Source organism: Aequorivita sp. Q41 (genome assembly GCF_039831855.1).
Classification (GTDB): Bacteria; Bacteroidota; Bacteroidia; order Flavobacteriales; family Flavobacteriaceae; genus Aequorivita.
This window is the reverse complement of the sequence record NZ_JBDPMS010000001.1, coordinates 355,365-375,618: the sequence shown is the minus strand read 5'-3', so window position 1 is coordinate 375,618 and position 20,254 is coordinate 355,365. Positions and strand designations below refer to the sequence as shown.

Annotated in this window: 17 protein-coding genes; 13 read left to right on the top strand and 4 right to left on the bottom strand. The window is 31.9% G+C overall.

The genetic code is table 11. The features are described from left to right. The first annotated feature begins 11 nt into the window (after positions 1–11). The 7 genes from ABJ955_RS01730 (at position 12) to ABJ955_RS01700 (ending at position 8,739) form a co-directional block, all read left to right on the top strand. Positions 12–1,247 carry an ABC transporter ATP-binding protein gene (locus ABJ955_RS01730; RefSeq protein WP_347372878.1) on the top strand — a complete coding sequence of 412 codons (1,236 nt, stop codon included), beginning with the start codon at positions 12–14 and terminating at the stop codon, positions 1,245–1,247. A 45-nt stretch (positions 1,248–1,292) separates the two neighbouring features. After that, entirely contained in the window at positions 1,293–2,645 is a 1,353-nt protein-coding gene (locus tag ABJ955_RS01725) for a sulfotransferase (protein ID WP_347372877.1), read from the top strand. Between the two features lie 99 nt (positions 2,646–2,744). Next, positions 2,745–3,683: a glycosyltransferase family A protein gene (locus ABJ955_RS01720; RefSeq protein ID WP_347372876.1), complete on the top strand. Its 939-nt coding sequence runs from the start codon at positions 2,745–2,747 to the stop codon at positions 3,681–3,683. Between the two features lie 111 nt (positions 3,684–3,794). Then, positions 3,795–4,997, top strand: coding sequence for a glycosyltransferase family 4 protein (locus tag ABJ955_RS01715; protein WP_347372875.1), 1,203 nt, complete (start codon positions 3,795–3,797; stop codon positions 4,995–4,997). Positions 4,998–5,056: 59 nt separating this feature from the next. After that, on the top strand, positions 5,057–6,445 hold the full coding sequence (locus ABJ955_RS01710) for an asparagine synthase C-terminal domain-containing protein (protein ID WP_347372874.1): 1,389 nt from the start codon (positions 5,057–5,059) through the stop codon (positions 6,443–6,445). A 15-nt stretch (positions 6,446–6,460) separates the two neighbouring features. Further along, on the top strand, positions 6,461–7,453 hold the full coding sequence (locus ABJ955_RS01705; RefSeq protein ID WP_347372873.1) for a glycosyltransferase: 993 nt from the start codon (positions 6,461–6,463) through the stop codon (positions 7,451–7,453). A 29-nt stretch (positions 7,454–7,482) separates the two neighbouring features. Continuing rightward, complete coding sequence (locus ABJ955_RS01700; protein ID WP_347372872.1) at positions 7,483–8,739, top strand: glycosyltransferase; 1,257 nt, start codon at positions 7,483–7,485, stop codon at positions 8,737–8,739. A 7-nt stretch (positions 8,740–8,746) separates the two neighbouring features. Here ABJ955_RS01700 and ABJ955_RS01695 read toward each other — a convergent pair whose 3' ends face one another. Genes ABJ955_RS01695 through ABJ955_RS01680 form a run of 4 tightly spaced genes read right to left on the bottom strand, consistent with a single transcriptional unit; the run spans position 8,747 to position 12,834 of the window. After that, a complete protein-coding gene (locus ABJ955_RS01695) occupies positions 8,747–9,634 on the bottom strand; it encodes a sulfotransferase family 2 domain-containing protein (RefSeq protein WP_347374349.1) in 888 nt (295 codons plus the stop codon). Then, the gene (locus ABJ955_RS01690; RefSeq protein ID WP_347372871.1) at positions 9,603–10,502 is read right to left on the bottom strand and encodes a hypothetical protein; all 900 of its coding nucleotides are present in this window, start codon (positions 10,500–10,502) and stop codon (positions 9,603–9,605) included. Before ABJ955_RS01690 ends, ABJ955_RS01695 begins: the two co-directional genes overlap by 32 nt. Further along, positions 10,499–11,395, bottom strand: a complete 897-nt coding sequence (locus ABJ955_RS01685) for a hypothetical protein (RefSeq protein ID WP_347372870.1) — start codon at positions 11,393–11,395, stop codon at positions 10,499–10,501. Before ABJ955_RS01685 ends, ABJ955_RS01690 begins: the two co-directional genes overlap by 4 nt. Positions 11,396–11,397: 2 nt before the next feature. Next, positions 11,398–12,834, bottom strand: a complete 1,437-nt coding sequence (locus ABJ955_RS01680; RefSeq protein WP_347372869.1) for an MBOAT family O-acyltransferase — start codon at positions 12,832–12,834, stop codon at positions 11,398–11,400. A 237-nt stretch (positions 12,835–13,071) separates the two neighbouring features. Between ABJ955_RS01680 and ABJ955_RS01675 the strand changes: the two genes are divergently transcribed. From ABJ955_RS01675 to ABJ955_RS01650, 6 genes are all read left to right on the top strand, one after another. Further along, a complete protein-coding gene (locus ABJ955_RS01675) occupies positions 13,072–14,010 on the top strand; it encodes a glycosyltransferase family A protein (protein WP_347372868.1) in 939 nt (312 codons plus the stop codon). A gap of 52 nt (positions 14,011–14,062) precedes the next feature. Beyond that, positions 14,063–15,142, top strand: a complete 1,080-nt coding sequence (locus ABJ955_RS01670) for a glycosyltransferase (RefSeq protein WP_347372867.1) — start codon at positions 14,063–14,065, stop codon at positions 15,140–15,142. A 9-nt stretch (positions 15,143–15,151) separates the two neighbouring features. Next, a complete protein-coding gene (locus ABJ955_RS01665) occupies positions 15,152–16,321 on the top strand; it encodes a glycosyltransferase family 4 protein (protein ID WP_347372866.1) in 1,170 nt (389 codons plus the stop codon). A 138-nt stretch (positions 16,322–16,459) separates the two neighbouring features. Continuing rightward, positions 16,460–17,788, top strand: a complete 1,329-nt coding sequence (locus tag ABJ955_RS01660; protein WP_347372865.1) for a glycosyltransferase family A protein — start codon at positions 16,460–16,462, stop codon at positions 17,786–17,788. Between the two features lie 53 nt (positions 17,789–17,841). Continuing rightward, the gene (locus ABJ955_RS01655; protein WP_347372864.1) at positions 17,842–18,933 is read left to right on the top strand and encodes a glycosyltransferase family 4 protein; all 1,092 of its coding nucleotides are present in this window, start codon (positions 17,842–17,844) and stop codon (positions 18,931–18,933) included. A 39-nt stretch (positions 18,934–18,972) separates the two neighbouring features. Next, positions 18,973–20,088: a glycosyltransferase gene (locus ABJ955_RS01650; protein ID WP_347372863.1), complete on the top strand. Its 1,116-nt coding sequence runs from the start codon at positions 18,973–18,975 to the stop codon at positions 20,086–20,088. Positions 20,089–20,254 lie beyond the last annotated feature (166 nt).

Below are 20,254 nucleotides of genomic sequence, written 5' to 3'. Positions count from 1 at the left end.
GTTCAAAAAAAATGAGTATTATTTTAAAAGCCGAAAATATAAGCAAGCAATACCGTTTAGGTACTGTAGGTACTGGGACTTTGTCTCATGATTTAAATCGATTTTGGCATAAAATACGAGGTAAAGAAGACCCTTATTTAAAAATTGGGGCGGTAAACGACAGGAAGAGTAAAAAAAAGGAAGAATATGTATGGGCGCTGCGTGATATTAATTTTGAAGTCCAAGAAGGGGAAGTATTAGGAATTATCGGTAAAAATGGAGCTGGTAAATCTACCTTACTCAAAATACTTTCTAAAGTTACTAGCCCTACAACTGGTGTTATAAAAACAAAAGGAAGAATAGCCTCTTTACTCGAAGTTGGTACTGGGTTTCATCCAGAACTTACTGGGCGGGAAAACATTTATTTAAATGGCGCTATTTTAGGGATGACCAAGGCAGAAATTAACGCTAAGTTAGCTGAGATTATAGAATTTTCAGGTTGTGAAATGTATGTAGATACTCCAGTGAAAAGGTATAGTAGCGGTATGAAAGTTCGTTTGGCCTTTGCTGTAGCAGCGCACCTAGAACCAGATATTTTGGTGGTCGATGAGGTTTTGGCTGTGGGCGATGCAGAATTTCAGAAAAAAGCCATTGGCAAAATGCAGGATATTTCAAAAGGAGAAGGACGAACTGTGTTGTTTGTGAGTCATAATATGGCAGCAGTCAAAAATTTGTGTACTAGATTAATAGTTTTAAAGAATGGAGAAAAAAGTTTTGATGGAGAAGTTAATGAAGGAATAGAGTTTTATTTGAATAATTTACAGAAAGGTAAATTGAATTATGATAATATAGATGTTGTTGAAGGCATAAAAAGTGTGCGTTTTTTCAATCAATCGGATATTCCCTTAACAATGGTCTTAATTGGGCAAAGCATCAAAATTAAAGTTGAATATAATAATCCATTAAAAAGAGCACTTTCTATTTCAATTGGAATTTTCGATAGTTATTCAAACTTTCTTTTTTCGTGTAGAAGTGATGTTGTGAATCAAACCTTTGATAAAAAAAATGGAATTGCTACTTTAACAATTCCTAAATGGCCTTTAGGCGCAGGTTCTTATAGCTATAATTTAGCGATACACGATAAAGGTATTATGCTAGAAAATGTAAAAAACGCTGGAAATATAAATGTTGAAGCTGGAGATTATTATGGTACAGGAAAGTTGCCTGGTAATGCTCATGCTTTTTATATTGATTATAAATGGAAATAGAAAATGGTACGAAAGTTTTTTAAAAGGATATTTGAGAAAGGTGTATTGAGGATACATAAAAAAATCAAATACCTCGAAAAACAAGACCTTAAGAATCGAAAAGAAAAATTATTAGCGTCCCTTCAAAGCGTTGGTGACAATGTTTTTCTGAATGGAAATACCTGGGTTTTCAACGGGAGAAAGAAAATAGTTATTGGTCATAATGTTCATATAGGAAACAATGCTTTTTTTGCAGGTCATGGTGGGATAATAATTGGTAATAATACTCATATATCAAGAAATGTAACTATATACACTACAAATCATGATTATAATGGGAAAGCGTTACCCTACGATTCAAAATCTATCTACAAGCCTGTTATAATTAATGAAAATGTATGGATTGGAATGAATGTATCTATTGTGCCAGGGGTAACAATTGGAAAAGGAGCAATCATCGGTTTAGGAACAATTGTAAATAGAGACATTGCAGCTTTTGAAATAGTTGGAACTACTAAAACAAAAACACTAAAGTATAGAGATCAAGAGGTGTATAAAGACCTTAATGAAAAGAAACAATTTGGTGGAAGAAGCGGTAGATTGGTGCCTTTATCTATTATTGATAATTTTAAAAAAACATATTCAGAAAACCGAAACGAACCAATAGCCTTTGTGTTAAGTACAGGAAGAGCAGGGTCACTATCTATAGTTGATACACTAAATCAGCATCCACACATTAAAGCGTTTCATGAAGACGTTTATCAATTAATCCGATTAAGCTCAGAATATGCAATGGAGCAAGACAAAAAGAACTCTGTTCTTTTTGAAATTCAGTCTATATTTGAATCTAAGATATGGCAAGCAGAAAAAAGTCAATTATTAATTCATTCAGATCAACGGCTTTGGAATTTTATCGGCTTTTTTAATGCATATTTCCCCAACGCTACGTTTATTCATTTAATACGTCATCCAGAAGCTTGTATTAAATCGATGGTCGCTAGAAATTGGTTTCATGATGAAGAATTTGAATTGTATAATCGTAATGATTGGGCATTATTTAGATTAAATGGTGGCAAGACTGGAGATATTCCTGAAAATCATTGGCAGGCTATGTCTATAGTAGAGCGGGCAACTTGGTATTGGTTCTATATTAATTCACAAATTATAAGCAACCTTTCTAAATTGGATGAATGTAAAGTTTTTTATATCGAAACAGAAAAATTGAACTCCAAGCTTAAAAACTTACAATCCTTTTTAAAAATTTCTGAACTTGAACTTTCAGCTAAACAGTCAAATAGGGTGAAAAATAAAGATCAGGAAGCGTATAAAAAAGTTGATGAACAAGCAATTAAAAATGCTATTTTGAAAATTTCAAAAATGAACCAAGATTTTGAATCTTTATATACTCGGTATTATTAATATTTTTTATTCAAGGTAGTACTGTATTAAGGCTACTATATTTGTCGCTATTATAATTACGCGATAGTTTATGCTTATTTTTTTATAAACCCTAATTTCTTGATTAAAGTTAAACCATTAGTTTCCATAATTATTCCTACCTTCAATCGGGCACATCTGATTGGGGAAACTCTGGATAGTATTTATGCTCAAACGTATAAAAACTGGGAATGTATAGTTGTAGATGACGGTAGTACGGATACTACTGCTGCCGTACTGAATCGATATATTATTAAAGACTCCAGGTTTCAATACCATCACAGACCAAAAAATAGATTGCCAGGAGGAAATGCTGCTCGGAATCATGGTTTTGAATTGTCACGAGGGGAGTATATTCAATGGTTTGACAGTGATGATTTAATGCATCCAGAAAAGCTTAAAATAGATGTTGTTAATTTACAATCAGGAAATTATGATTTTACAATTAGCCAATCAAGTTTTTTTGATGAAAATGGAAAAATAAAAGATACATATTGGAATGATACTCTCTGGAGTAATGAACCTTTAACAGACTTTATAAAGAAAAACATTGGTTGGGGGATTAATTCTTCCTTATGGAAAAGAACAGCTTTAATAGGTGGAAATTTGTTTTTTGATGAAAAGGTACAAAACGGACAGGATTACTTATTTCATATTGAAGCACTTATAAAAAAATTAAATCCAAGGATAATCCATAAAGTGCTGGTTTATCAAAGAAATCATCCAATAAAAATTGAACATAATACTATAAAATCAAAGTCTAAAGCTTTAATTCTTTCTTATTTATTGAAAAAGCTTAAAAAAAAAGAAATAAACAAAGAGCTTAAAGATTACGTAATTAAAAAGTCCTTACTAGTACTTACGAATTTATATAAAACTAAAAGCTGGAAAAATGCATTGACTTTTTCTTTTCAACTTTTAAAATTTCCGCTACCTGCAAAAGGGATACTAATTATAGTAAAACTATTTTTTTTAGGATCTTTTTATAAGCTAAGCTCAAGAGGGTATAGTTATATATAAAACTATTTAATATATAGTTTTAAACAGTAGTACCTATATAGACACAGCATAAATGCTAATTTAATTTTAATAAATCGCACTAATCTATATTCAAAACATAGTTAAGCTTATATGAAGCCTCTTAAAATAATAATATTCGACGGAAGTTTTAAGACCACACCCTTTATTAATCGTTTGGTAAAGGGGTTAACGGAAACCCATCATGTTTATATTCTTGGATTTAATGAAAAGCTGTCAAAAAAAATTAAAGGTGTACATTATGTTTCATTAGGAAGTAATCAGAATAAATTGAAATTTACTTTAACAACGCTAAAATTACTTTTCCAATCAAGTAGCTATAAGCGATTCTTTGCTACCCTCAAATTATTAATATACGGAAAACGACAATTACTCAAACAGCAAAACCTATACTTGGCCCTTACTAGTATTTCTCCCGATATTATACACATACAATGGCCATCCACAATTCAATGGTTTGAAGAAACACTATTACAACAAAAAATTCCTGTACTAGTTAGTCAGCGAGGTTTCCATAGCAATGTCCGCCCTTTTGTTGATGCTACTAATTTTCAATACCTAAGGCAGTGGTATCCTAAAATTGCCGGATTTCATTCCGTTTCTAAAGCTATTTCAGCTAATGGAGATAAAATATGGAATTCTCCAAACAAAATAGATAAGGTTGTATATACAGGCTTAGATATCAATAAAATACACTATACTGAAAATTATAAAGTTTTGGCCCCATTGCAAATATTATCTGTTGGAAGAGCGCATTGGATAAAAGGCTATGATTATGCTTTGCAATGTTGTAAAATATTAAAAGATAGAGACATTCCTTTTTTATATACTATAATTGGGGGCTCGGGGAATGAGGAATTACAGTTTTTAGTTAATGATTTAGGCTTACAAAACCATGTGATACTTGAAAAAAAAATACCGCAAACAAAAGTTTTTAAAGTAATGAGTGAGGCATCACTCCTTTTAATGCCAAGTTTAGAAGAAGGTTTGCCAAATGTAATTGTAGAAGCTATGGCCATTGGTTTGCCTGTAATAAGCACTGACTGCGGTGGGGTTTCAGAGCTAATTACCCATACTAAAGAAGGTTGGTTGGTGCCTACCCGAAACTCAGCCGCAATGGCATTGGCGATTGAAAATTTCAAGCAGCTTCCCTTCCCTGAGATAGAAAATGTTAGAAGTGCCGCAAGAAAAAAAGTTGAACAGCAACATAATGAAGCACAGATGATTGCGGGGGTGGAGCAACTGTATAAAGAAGTTTTAGCATTAAACTGTGGTGAAGAGAAGCATGCTTCCTAATTCTTTTGAAGGAGTATCAAGATATTATTAATTATTTTTATAGATTATATAAAACCTAAATGCCTACACTAAGAACTCCAATAATAGCAATCCAGCAAGAGTTTGCTAAAGTTCATGCCCCACATGAGTTAGATAAAAAAGCCATATGTATCTTTACAGCCACAGGTTTTTTTCTAGATACAGATACATATTGGAAGGATCAAAAAGTACTTTCTTCTGCTTCGGAAAATAGAATTGATGATAACGGTTTTTTAATTGAAAGTAAACCTTGGTTTCAATGGCATTACAGTCCGCGTAATATTTCTTTTGAAACTGCTTTGGAAGAATTTACTTCATTATTTGAGAAGATAATTTCCGAGCAACTTCAAAACAACAATGTTATTTTACCTCTTTCTGGAGGTTTAGATAGCCGCACCCAAGCAGTAGCTTTGGCGAAAATGAAAAACCAAGTAACCTCCTATAGTTATTCCTTTAAAGGGGGTTTTTCTGAAAGTGAAATCGCTAAAAAAATCGCAAAAACCTGTGGTTTCAATTTTGAAGAATTCACTATCGAACCTGGTTATCTATGGCCAAAATTGAATGCTTTAGCCGGCATTAATAATTGCTATTCTGAATTTACCCATCCACGACAAATGGCAGTTTTAGAAGAATTTAATAAAATGGATGGTGTATTCTCCTTAGGGCATTGGGGCGATGTGCTTTTTGATCGAGGCGCACCAGAAGGAACTACTGAAGCTGAGTTGCTAGAAACAATATTGAAGAAAATTATAAAAAAAGGAGGCCTAGAACTAGCCGAAGCCCTTTGGCAAGAATGGGAATTGGAAGGCGATTTTAATACTTATTTTCGGGAGCGCATAGCGGAATTACTCAACACCCTAAAAATAGAGAATCCAAGTGCAAAACTACGAGCCTTTAAAAGCTTGTATTGGGCCCCGCGTTGGACCTCTGTAAATCTTTGCGTTTTTGAAGCGGCACACTCCATCACTTTGCCATATTATGACACTAGGATGTGTGAATTTATCTGCACCATTCCTGAGGCATATTTAGCCGATAGAAAGCTGCAAATTGAGTATATAAAACAGCAGAATCCACAACTTGCTACAATAACTTGGGAAGAACAACGCCCTTTTAACCTTTATTCTTTTCAAAAGAATAAAGCTCCAAATAATATACCCTACCGAATCGGAAATAAATTGAAACGAACGCTAAAAGAAAAGATGGGAAAACCGTATATTCAACGTAATTGGGAGCTTCAGTTTTTAGGTATGGAAAACGACGAACAATTACAAAAACGTATTTTTTCAGAAAATTTGCATCCTTTAATATCCAAACCTTTATTAGCGAAATTTTATAATAATTTTAAAACTGTAGATGCTGTAACATATTCGCATCCTTTGAGTATGTTGTTAACTATAGCAGTCTGGAACACTAATTTTCGCAATAAATAATGCTTTTAAAGACCAATGAATAGAACAACAAATGGAGTAAGCGTGATACTTTGCTGTTATAATAGTGCTAAGAGACTGCCAAGTACCTTAGCCTATTTAGCAAATCAAAAAATTAAAGAAGGACTTCATTGGGAATTAATTTTAGTTAATAATAATTCTTCAGATGGCACTTCAAAAATAGCAGTAGAAGTATGGAAATCTTTAGGCTCTTCAATAACTTTAAGAATAATTGATGAATATCAGGCCGGTTTGTCATATGCTAGAAATAGCGGTGTACAGGCTGCAAATTATGATATTTTAATTTGGTGTGACGATGATAATTGGTTGTGCGAAACTTATGTGCAAACTGCTTTTGAGGTAATGAATGAGAATTTAAATATCGGTGCTTTAGGAGGTTGGTGTGAAGCTATTTTTGAATCTAAAAAACCTGATTGGTTTGACACACAGGCTAGGTATTTTGCGGTTTCAAGGCAAGGCAAACAAACTGGCGATATTACTAATAAAAAAGGATGTGTTTATGGTGCTGGTATGGTGTTGCGAAAATCACATTGGCTACTTTTAAAAAAACGAGGATTTCATCACTTATTAAGTGATCGTGTTGGAAAACAATTAAGCTCAGGGGGCGATACGGAGTACTGTTATGTATTACGAATTTTCGAACTTAAAATGTGGTTTGACGAACGTTTATATTTTCAACATTTTATGAGTAATGAAAGATTACATTTAGAATACGTTTCTAGAATGCGAAAAGCTATGGCATATTCCAATTTTATGCTTTGGCCTTATTTAGATATATTGAAAGAACAGCCACGGAATAAGATAGATTTAATACGATACGCATTTAAAGGAGGCGTTGTAAAGTTTTTAAAAAAAAGTGTAGCTTTATTAATCGGTGATTTTGAACAGCGAGAGGTAGCTAAACGTTATTTTAGACAACAAAGTTATTGTTTGTTTCAATACAAGGTATATAAAAGAAATCTTGAAACTATTAAAAAATGGACTCCTTAATTTTTCGGTTCTAGTTAAAGTTGTTTAAAATGAACAAACCATTAAAACATATCGCTTTTGTTGTTAAATATTTTCCAACCGTTTCTGAAACCTTTATTATTAATCAGATTAACGCGGTAATAGATAAAGGGTTTCAGGTTAGTTTGTTTGCTTATAAGCAGGTTGATAATGTTGTTATCCAAGAAAGTATAAATCTCCATGGATTATTAAATAAGGTTCACTATTTTAAAAAACCGCCCGTATCAAAATTAAAACGGTTTAGTGTTTTTATACAATGGACACTTATTCATGCTTTTAAAATAGACTGGTCACGATATTTTAAAAGTATAAATGTTTTTAAATATGGGAAGGAAGCTTATACCTTAAAGTTGTTTTTTGAAGCACAATGGTTTTTATGTAAGCATGATTTTGATTTAATTCATGCCCATTTTGGGATGAATGGGGAACGGATAGCAAATTTAAAGGCGCATCATATAATTTCTAAGGAAGTTAAATTGATTACAACTTTTCATGGATATGATTTGGAGCCTAAAAATATTGCGAATTATAAAAAAGAGTACGCTAACTTATTTAAATATGCTGATGCATTTACCGTTAATACACCGTACCTAGAAAGTTTGTTACAACAAGTAAATCTTTATAATAAACCACATTATATTTTACCAGTTGGTCTAGATACAGAATTTTTTAAAAGAACTGCTCCTAAAACGAATACACAATTTTTCGACTTAGTATTTTGCGGAAAGCTTATATCTTTAAAAGGCGCTGATAGGGCACTTAAGATTGTCAAGAAACTACATGAAAAAGGGTATAGCTCTGTTCGTTTACATCTAATTGGCGATGGCTTCTTGCGTGATAAATTAGAGAGTGAGGCGCAAGGGTACCAATTACTTGATTATATTTTATTTTATGGAGCTCTCACTCAAAAAGCAGTTAAAGCATGCTTTGAAAAAGCGGATGTTTTTATTATGCCTGGACGAGTTGATCCAGAAACTGGGCGAGCTGAAACTCAGGGTTTAGTAATTCAAGAGGCACAAGCAATGGAACTACCGGTTGTAGTTTCAGATGTTGGTGGCATGAAATATGGCTTGTTGCCAAATGAAAGTGGTTATGTGGTAGCGGAAAATGATTTGGATGGTTTTGTAAATGTTATTGAACAATTGATACTTCAACCCGAGTTAATGAAGGAAATGGGGGAAACAGGTAGCGCTTTTATTGAACAGAATTATAGAAATGAAATTTTGGTTGAAAACTTAGCAGCAATTTATTCAAGCCTTTTTAAATAAAAATAATTTATTTTATCTTTCTTTTTATTGAACCTGCAATTTTTCTTCCATATTCATTTGAGTAAATTTTATTTAATATAGCTAATCTAGCAAGCTCTAAAAACATATATTCTTCAGTTTTTATTTGTTTTGAAATTTTCTCATTAATTATTTCATATAATTTATTGTCAGCTGTATTATAATGGTTGATTGCTGCTATCGTTTTATTGTCAATTTCCTCAATCATTGGTCTATTACGTGTTTTGTTTTTAACCATATAATAGGGGATGGACCAGTTGTATAAGTGTTGTAGCAAAATAAGGCATTCATTGTATTTTTCAGTAATTCCAACAAAAGAAAAATAATTTTCAATGTTTTCTATTGCTTTTTCAAGCATAAACTCTTCTTTATCATCAATACCGCTAATCCATCTTACTTGGCAATTATTTAAATCTATACTCTCAACTTGTGTAACAAATTCATAAAGTGACATATTGTTTGATGTAACTTTTTTATAAAGTTTATTATTAGGCTTTCGTAAAACATAGTAATAAAATGAAGGAATTCGTTCTTCTGGCTTGCGGAGAAATGTTATATACCTAGTATTTTTATCCATATATTTATGTAAACCAAACAGAGAGTGTCCTTTAACTAAATTAATCGTTTTCCTATCGGCATCAGCGATATTAATGAAAAAGTCCTCATTTGTTTTTGAGTTTGTCACAGATTGAATGGTAAACGTATTTTCTTTTGGGTATAAACGATTTAAAATAGAATGAAAAGTACTACCGCCGTTTTTAGGTAAATGAAGAAAAATTAAATTATTATTCATTATTGGGTAATTATAAATAGGTTGATGATTTTTAAAAAGAATGGGTTTCAGTTTATAATTTTTTATTATTTGAGAATAACTCATTAAAATACAATGAATATTTTGCAGCACCTTTATAATTAAGATGTTGTAGGTCAGCGTATTCATGGTCTTCTAGCGAAAATTTTTTAAAGTCAAAAAATGTAACCGTATTAAACCGTTCATTCAATAGTTTTTGGTAATCCAATTCATATTGATCTACCTGGAATTTTGGATGGTATGGGCTTCGTATTAAAAACGGTGTGATATTGTTGTTTTGACAAAGTTTAATGATTTTTTCAAGATAAACTAAATCATATTGACTTAATTTAATAGTGCTTAATTTTTTGTTGGTTATAGTTTTGTGAGTTGTAGAATCTAATATTGCTTTAACTTTTTGCCGTTTTAAATGCCAATATCCACCTATAGAATCTTTATAATTGTAATTAGACTTTCTAATTCTTGAAGTATTTTCTTGTATTGTTTTAAAGATTGCTTTTTGAAATCCAACGGGGTTTTTTAGAAATAATAAGTAATAATCTTCCAAGTTTAACATGTAACTATAATTTGGAAAAAAATGATTCAGATATGTAGTTTCCCAGATTTTCTGATCTTCCCGTTCTAAAATATTTGTATTTGAAAACTCTATAAAAACAGTGTCTAGTTGTGTATTTTGTCTTATTAAAGCTTTTAATTTATAATAATTGTAAAAATACGTTTCACCAGATTTTGCAAGATTTTTAAAGTTATTAATTAAGCTATCGTTATATGCGCATTGAGGTTGAGAATTTCCAATTATTATTTTATTAATTTTAGGGTCAAGTGTAAAATCTACACTTTTAAAAATTACACAATTACTTGTAGTGAACGAGAGGAAAATTGCTAGGTAAAACAATGAAATAAAAACCGTGATTTTTTTTAAAAAAGGGTTCATTGTTCTGTAGTTAATTGCTGTAACTTACTGTTAAACATATTAGAAAATTGAATTGCACCTTTATAATTTAGATGGTGTAAATCTCGAAAGTAGGAGTTTGGGATATCAAAATCTACATAATCTAAAAACTTTATTTTAGGAAACATTTCTTTTTTAATTTCTTGAAATAATTCTTCATTTACCCTATAAAAACTGTCCTTATACAATGGACTTCGAACAAAATATACCTGCTTGTTGTTTTCGTAACACAAGGCGATCAATTTTTCAAGATAATAAAGATTAGCTACAGATTTTATAAAGTATTTGTTTTCAGGTTCTTGTTTGTTGTAGTTTACGGCTATAAGTGAATCCAATTTACTTTCTGTAAGGTACAAATAGCCGCCTGTACTTTTAATGTAATTAAAACGATTGCTTCTTATTCGTTCTATTTGGTTTTTATACGTTTTTGGCAAGGTTGCAATAACTATTTTTGGGTTTTTTGCTAGTAGGTATGCTTGTTCTGATATGTTCATCCAAGATGCATACGTTGGGTACCTCCAATTTATATATTTTTCATTCCAAATCTCTTCATCTCTTATTTGTGTAACATCAATGTTTGAAAATTCAATAAATACATTTTTAATTTGTGGATTGTGCTTAAAAACCTGTTTGGCTTTAATAAATGTATAAAAATAAGATTCTCCAGACTGAGCTAAATTTTTAAAGTTAACAATCAAGGAATCATTAAAAGCTGTTTCAGGATGCGAATGACCAAAAACGATACTCTCAACATTCTTATTTAGAGCAAATTGTGTTTTATTATTAAGATGAGTATTTAATAGTGTACTAACACTTACTACCGTAACAATGATTAGTAATAAAAACTGAATGATTTTACTTAAAAATAACTTCATCCTTAAAATTGAAAATAAATAAACGTTTGGTCATTTCGGCTAAAACAGAAAATTAAAATCAAAAGAGTATAATAAAAACCTATTCTAATTGGTCGTTTCCAATTTAAACCAAAAACTTCTAAAGCATATTCATTACGTCTTCCTAGCCATTCAATTAGCAGAAAAAGTATAAGGAGTAAAAAGATATTGGTGGGTCTTATTTCAGGTATTGTAAAAATACTTAAGTCACAGATGCCTTTAATATATTGAAATGCATGTGTAATGTTTTCAGCTCTAAAAAAAATCCAAGCTAAAGTTGTTAATCCAAAAGTTAAAATAATATTTAAAAAAGCTTTAAAAGTGGGCCATCTTTTTGAATAAGCTACAATATTAAGATGTTGCCTATTCTTATTAGATATTAATAAGGGTAAAAAATAAATAGCATTTAATGCACCCCAAACTATAAAAGTCCAATTAGCACCATGCCAAAAGCCACTAACAATAAAGATAATGAATACATTTCTTATAACTTTAAATTTTGTGCCACGACTTCCACCTAAAGGAATGTATAGATAATCTCTAAACCATGTAGAAAGTGAAATGTGCCAACGCCGCCAAAATTCGGCTATGTCTCGTGAAAAATAGGGAAAAGCGAAGTTTTGGGTAAGCTTAAAACCAAAAAGGCGAGCTGTACCTATTGCAATATCTGAGTACCCTGAAAAATCACCATATATTTGAAAAGCAAATAAAATAGCGCCTACAACTAGCGTGCTTGCTGAGTAATCTTGAGGTGTTTCAAAAATAATATTTACATAATGCGCACAGTTGTCGGCTATAACTACTTTCTTAAAGAATCCCCATAAAATCTGGCGTAAACCATCTACGGCTTTATGATATTCAAATTTCCGGCGGCTATAGAATTGGGGTAATAAATTGGTTGCACGTTCTATAGGGCCCGCAACTAATTGTGGAAAGAAGCTGACAAAAGCAGCAAACGAAATTAAGTTTGTAGTAGGCTTTAGTTTGTTTCGATAGATATCAATACTATAGCTTAATGTTTGAAAGGTATAAAAGCTAATCCCTACAGGCAGAATAATGTTTAGTGACTGTGTTGAAATTGGCATTCCCAAAAAAGAAAATGCATTCACGAAATTATCGAGAAAAAAATTATAATATTTAAAAAATCCAAGAAAACCCAAATTAACAAGAATGCTCACCCAAAGTAAAAACTTGCGGTTTCGTTCCTTTAATTCACGACTCAATAACTGCCCTACCCAGAAGTCTATTAGTGTGCTAAAAATAATAAGTGATAAAAAACGCCAATCCCACCAACCATAAAAAAGGTAACTTGCGGCAACTAAAAAAGCATTTTGTAGCTTAAGATTTTTATTAAAAATAAACCAATATATTAGAAATACAATAGGTAAGAATATGGCAAAATCTATTGAATTGAATAGCATATTATTGTGTAAAAATCAAAAGCTTATGCGAATCTAAAATAAAAAATGAAAAGGACAATTATGTTTTATTGATTTATAAAGCATGAAAATAACTTATTACAAAACTCAATAAACGCCATTATTTTGTCTGGTAAGCTTTATATTGCATAAGTCAGTGAATAGTTGTCCTACTTTTTGGAGTAATTAAAGTCAAACAGTATATTAGTATTAATAGAAATTACCTTACCAAAACAATCCATGCCGATCAGTATCATTACACCCCATTATAATGACCCAAAGGGGCTAGAACAAATTTATAAATGTTTGTTAGAGCAGCGTGAACAGTCATGGCAATGGGTTATAGTGGACGATTTTTCAGATATAACTATTCAGCGGGAAATTCAAGATTGGTGCCACCGCTTAAACGACAATCGGATAAAACTTAGTTGTAATAAAGAAAAAAGTAATGCTTCGGTTTGTCGAAATTTAGGAGCAGATTTTGCACTTTATGAAAATTTAGTCTTTCTAGATGCGGATGATATTATTACCCCTAATTTTATTGATAAAAGACTGCTGGATTTTAACGATTTTATGGTGTTTAAGAATACGGGAACAATTGATCAAAATAAGCAGACCCAATTTTCGCCAAAGCTCACAGATAATTATTTAGATTATTTTCTTCAAGCTCGTTTTATATGGCCTATAACAGCTATAGTATGGAAAAAATCTTTTTTCTATGCGATAGGAAAATTTAACCCTAAATTACCACGACTTCAAGATGTGGAATTGGCAATACGCGCCCTTCAAAACAGTAAAAATTTTATCGTTGTAGATAATGAAGTCGATTTTTATTATAACGTGAGACCAATACGCTCACGTAAAAATTTTTTAAAACCTGTTTGCGACGCTACTTATATTTTTATAGATGAATTACTTCAAACACAGCAGATAACTTCATACCAACACTCTCTTTTGAAAGGGTATTATTTTATGTGTACAAGGTATTTAGAACGTTCAGAAAATAAAAGAGAAGCACATTTAGTATTCCGAAATCTTTGGCTTTTTTATAAAAAGGGCTATGTTCATTTTTTCCAATTTCTAATAGGTGCTGTCTGTTTAAATCTATATAAATGGAATGTGCTTTCAGGAACACAATTTTTGCGTTTTAATCGTTTTGTGTTTAAACCTAAAAGGTAGATTAATGCTGAAATAATGAAGATAAGTCGATATTTGCCTATTGAAATTAACTATGACTAAAAAAATTCACATACTTTATACAATCCCGAATTTTGACACTGCTGGGAGTGGTAAGGTTGTGTACGATTTAGCACGAAAATTAAATCCAGAAAAATTTCGAGTTTCTATTGCTTGCAATCATAAAAGAGGAACGTTTTTTAAAGAAGTAGAAGCCTTGGAAATCCCTATTCATATAATCCAAATTAAAGTCCCAATACGGCCTTTTTATACTTTATTTCTGAGACTTAAACCGTTTATGAGTCTTCTTAAAAAAAATGAAGTAGATATAGTACATTCATGGGATTGGAGTAGTGATTGGACAGAAGCCTTGGCTTGTCGTTTAGCAGGTGTAAAATTTATGTATACCAAAAAGGCAATGGGGTGGGGTAATATTCACTGGAAAATACGTAGTTACTTAAGTAATTTTATCATTACAGTGAATACCGATATGAAAATGTTTTTTCCCAATAAGAAACACCAAAAACTGATTCCCTTTGGGTTAGATACAGATTTCTACAATCCAGCTTTGTTTCCTAAGAATAGGTCAAATGAAGTATTTAAGATTATAACAGTTGCTAATTTAGTGCCTGTTAAAGGAATTGAAGTGCTTATTAAAGCATTAAAACGAGTAGACACATCAATTTTATTAGATATTGTTGGGGATACTCGAGATCCATATGCTGATAGTTTAAAACAAATGGTTATAGATTTGGGGCTTCAAAGCAGGGTTTCTTTCTTAGGAAAAAAACCAGATGTACGCGAGTTATTGAAAACATCTAATTTATACATTATAACAAGTAAAAAAGAAGGCATGCCCATGGCATTGGTAGAGGCTATGAGTATGGGAGTACCTGTTTTAGGATCTAATATCTCAGGAATTCGCTTCGTTTTAAAGGATTTTGAAAATTTATTATTTCCAGTTTTAGAGAGTGAGGCCTTGGCAAAAAAAATAGATTTTTTTTACAAGCAAACTCCTTCTGAACGTGATGCATTAGGAACAAGGCTAAGAGCTTATTGTCTTAGTCACTTTACCATGAATACATTTGTAGAAAGCCACGAGTTGCTTTACCAAGATATTACAAATATTACTTAAAGCTACACCATGAAAATAGGGATTGTCCTTTCTAGCACTCCGGGTTACTCTGAGACCTTTTTCAATTCAAAAATTAAAGGCTTACAAGCGCATGGAATGGAAGTGGTGTTATTTTGTCAGTCAAAAGATGACAATTTTAAAGGATGTCCTGTTGTTAAAAGTCCAAAAATTACTCGAAACCCTTTTTTTCAAATTGGGTATATTAGTAAGGAGGTCTTATTTCTTATACCCTATATAGCTTCCGTGATTCGGTTTGTAAAATTGGAACGTAAAGACGGTGTTGGAGTTATTCAAATTTTTAAAAAAATATATCTTAACGCTCACCTTTTAAAAGCAAAGTTAGACTGGCTGCATTTTGGCTTTGCAACCTTAGCTTTGGGAAGTGAAACTGTGGCACAAGCCATAAATGCAAAAATGGCTGTAAGTATTCGCGGATTTGATATAGCGGTTTACCCTGTAAAATATCCAGAATGCTATAAAAAACTTTGGAAATATATTGACAAAGTACATACCATTTCAGATGATCTTTTCGTATTGGCAAAAAAGCATGGTCTGCCCAAAAATATTCCTGTTGAAAAAATACCTCCCGCTATTGATGTGGCATTATTTCAAACTACGATACAAAATCATAGCTCTCTTAAGAAAGTTGTATTTATGACAACAGGAAGACTTCATTGGAAAAAAGGGTATATTCAGACCTTACAGGCGCTGGCTATTCTTAAAGAGGAAGGGTTAGATTTTACCTATAAAATAGTAGGGGAAGGTAAGGATTATGAGCGTATTGCTTTCGCAGCTTATGAGCTTAACTTAAAGGAAAACGTTATCTTCTTAGGAAAATTACCTCATATTGAAGTAAAGAAGGAATTAGAAAGTGCTTCTATATACTTGCAATATAGCATTCAAGAAGGTTTTTGTAATGCCGTTTTGGAGGCCCAAGCAATGGGTAAGCTTTGTATAGTTAGCAATGCAGAAGGCTTGTCTGAAAATGTATTGGATAGAGAAACAGGGTGGGTAGTGCCAAAATATGCCCCAGAAATATTGGCAAAAAAAATCAATGAAGTGTTGAGCCTAAGCCCAAAGGAAAAAAGAGTAATTTCTGAAAAAGCAAAAAAGAGAGTGAAAAATGAATTTAATATTGAAAAGCAACAAGAAGCTTTTATGAAGTTTTATTTCGCTTAAATTTTACAGTATTATTTTATAATCTGGCAGATTGAGTAAGGTGAACAAGTTAATTGTATGCTTGTCAATTCACTCTATGCTTTCTGAAAGGTGAAAATAAAAAATGACTCAACAAAAAAACGTATATAATTTAAAATAATGTTATTTCACTTTTTAAAATACCTTCAACCCACGCATTATTTTCAGCTTTATAGAAATGATGGAACTTCTGTTTTTCCAATAGTAGCGAAACTACCATATGAAATTAGAAAACAATTAGAGCCTGATGCAAAGTTTAAAAGTGAAAAGGCACGTGAATACGACCTTTCTTGGCAGGCAGTTAATAAAGGCTATATAGGCCCAGCTGCTACTTACACCGTTTTTGAAAGGGTACCCATTATAGATGAATACCGATTTTTAAGAAAATATTTTAATGCGGTTTGGGTGTTTTATGTTTTACTCCTTCGAGTTTTTTCATTGAAAAATATCTTTGTGGAGATAGGGGCTTGGAATGCAAGTAGAAAAACAAAAAGAAGCAACTATTTAGCAAAACCTAGCATGCATAGAAGCTGGGACTCTTTTGAATCACCATTAGTTCTTAAAAAACCCTTTATAAGTGTTATAATTCCGACACTTAATCGTTCCGAATACCTAATAAATGTTCTTTCAGATTTTGAAAAGCAAACCTATGATAATTTTGAAATACTGATTATAGATCAATCAAAGCATTTTCATAAGGATTTATATAAATCTTTCAATCTTACAATACATCATGTCCAACAAATAGAACCTGCACTTTGGTTAGCAAGAAACAGGGCTATAAAAATGTCTCGTGGAGATATAATAGCACTTTCCGAAGATGATGTACGTATACCTAAAGATTGGATTGAGAATCATTTAAAAGCATTAGATTTTTTTGAGGCAGATATATCTGCTGGTGTGTTTTTTCCACAAGGTCATTCACTTCCCATAGAACGATCGTTTTTTTGCTTGGCTTCTCAGTTTGCTACAGGAAATTCTATGCTTTATAAGTGCGTATTTAATGAAATTGGTTTATTTGACAGACAATTTGAAAAACAGCGTATGGGCGATGGGGAATTTGGGTTAAGAGCCTATCTTAATGGTTTTAAAAGTTTTTCAAATCCAATTGCGTATTGTGTTGATGTAAAGGCTGGCACGGGAGGCCTTCGTGAAATGGGAAGCTGGGACGCCTTTCGTCCAAAAAAAATATTTGCACCAAGACCTATTCCTAGCGTTCTTTACTTTTTTAGATCATACTTCGGTAATAAAAGAAGTATATTGGCGATTATAAGAACTGTTCCACAATCAATAGTCCCATATCGATTTAAGAAAAATAAAATAATGTTAGTTTTTGGATTTTTTATCTCAGTATTTTTGTTTCCTTTAGTAATGTTACAGGTTTTCATTTCTTGGCGTTTGGCATCAAAAAAAATACAAGAAGGTTCAAAAATCGAAGAAATGGTTTGAAGACAGATGGTATCAGCACTAAGGTTTCCTAAATTTTATAATTAATTCTGAGATTGACAAAAGTTTTAATAGTATCATCTGAATTTCCCCCACAACCTGGTGGGATTGGTAATCATGCTTTTAATTTGGCAAAAGGATTACAGGAAAATGGTTATGACGTTAAACTAGTATGTGACAGGCGTTCCAAAAATGGCAATGAAGAGTTTTTGTTTGATGCTGATTTAGATTTTCAAGTTGTTCGCATTAATAGAGAGCAGTTTATTCTTAAAAGTTACATTAAGAGAATTAAGGTTGCATTTAGCTTGGCTAAAAATTCGGAAATTATAATTTGTTCAGGAAAATTCTCCTTGTGGCTTGGTGCTTTTTTAAGTGTATTGCAAACAAAAAAAAATATAGCAATAATTCATGGCAGTGAAGTTTTGCTTTCCAATTATTTTTTAAGAAAGTTAACTGATTTTTCACTAAAACGCTTTAAAGTTATTATTGCTGTAAGTAATTATACAAAATCATTGATTTCAAAGCTTTCAACAGAAAAAGTTGTTGTGATACCCAATGGTTTTAATGTTGAGGTGGAAATAAAGAAGCCTGTAAAAAATAAGCCCTTGCCAATACTTATAACTGTTGGAAACCTTACGCAACGAAAAGGGCAGCATAACATTATTAATGCCTTACCAACACTTTTAAAAAAATATCCAGACCTAAAATATTATATTGTAGGCATCCCTACGGAAAAACCAAGATTGGAAAAATTAGCCCTACATTTAAAGGTTGAAAGCGCTGTGGTCTTTTTTGGAAAAGTTTCGGAACAAGAAAAGATAGCATTACTACAACAATCAGATGTTTTTGTTATGTTAAGTGAAACAACAAATAGGGGTGATGTTGAAGGATTTGGAATTGCTATTTTGGAAGCAAATGCTGTTGGTGTTCCAGCAATAGGCGCATTACATTGTGGGATAGAAGATGCAATAAATGATGGTGTTTCAGGTAAATTAATCAACCTTAATACCCCAATAGAACTTTTAGAATCCTTAGATGAGATTTTAGGCAATTACGAAATGTATTCTAAGGCAGCAGAAGTCTGGTCGAGAAATTTTACTTGGGAAAAAATATTAGATAAGTATCTCGAGGTTTTGAGAAAAATTTAATAAGTATTTGCCTTTTAATAAAATGAATCAGCAAACATTATGAAGCTTGCAATTATCTCACATACAGAACACTATAAGTTGTCGGATGGCGCAATAGTAGGGTGGGGCCCAACCATAAGCGAGATAAATCATTTGGCAAAAGATTTTGAGGAAATTTATCACATCGCATTTTTATATACAAAAGCCCCTTCTGAAAGCTCTTTGCCTTATACGTCACAAAAAATAAATTTTATTCCTTTAAAACCGGTTGGCGGCAAAGGGTTTAGTTCAAAATTAGAGCTTATATACAATATTCCTACAATTTTAAGCACAGTGCGAAAAACACTAAAGCTTGTCGATGTATTCCAATTGCGTACGCCAACAGGGATAGGTGTTTTTTTAATTCCTTACCTTACTTTTTTTAGTGCAAAAAAAGGATGGTATAAATATGCTGGAAACTGGATTCAAAAAAACCCACCTTTGGGGTATGCACTTCAACGGTGGTTTTTAAAACAACAAAAACGAAAAGTTACTATAAATGGACGTTGGCCAAACCAGCCCGAACAGTGTTTAACTTTTGAAAATCCATGCCTTACAGAAGCAGAGCGGGAGGAAGGTTTACAAATTACTAATTTAAAAAAAATCGAGCCTCCTTTTACATTTTGTTTTGTGGGTAGATTAGAGGATACTAAAGGTGTTCAACGTATTATTGACGCTTTTAGAGACTTAGACTCGTTAGACAAAGTGGACTCAATTCACTTTATCGGAGATGGTGAGAAAATGGATCATTATAAAAGCCAATGTAATACATTTGGATTACCTGCACTATTTCATGGCTTTTTGGAAAGGGTACAAGTTTTTGAAATTTATAAAAAAGCTCATTTTATTTTGTTGCCCAGCGATTCGGAAGGTTTTCCAAAAGTAATAGCAGAAGCTATGAATTATGGCTGTATCCCTTTAGTATCTAATGTTTCGTGTATTCATCAATATATTAATGATGGTAAGAATGGGTTTTTAATAGCACCTATTACCTCAGAGGGGGTAGGAAATAAAATATCGGAAAGTATTGAATGCATAAATTATGAGTCATTTATCAAGAAAAATTACACTATTGCTGAGTACTTTACATACAATTATTTTAGAAATAGAGTAAACAGAGAAATTCTTAACAAGTAGTACTATTATCCAAACAACCAGACAAATATTAGAAGACGTAACAAGCAAACCTTTTTTTAAGGCTTTACTCTGGTTATTACTTTTTAGTTATTTCTATAATTTACCTGTTTTAAGCTATTCTATTAAAGGAGACAATGAGTTTCGATTATATGACTTTTTAGGAATA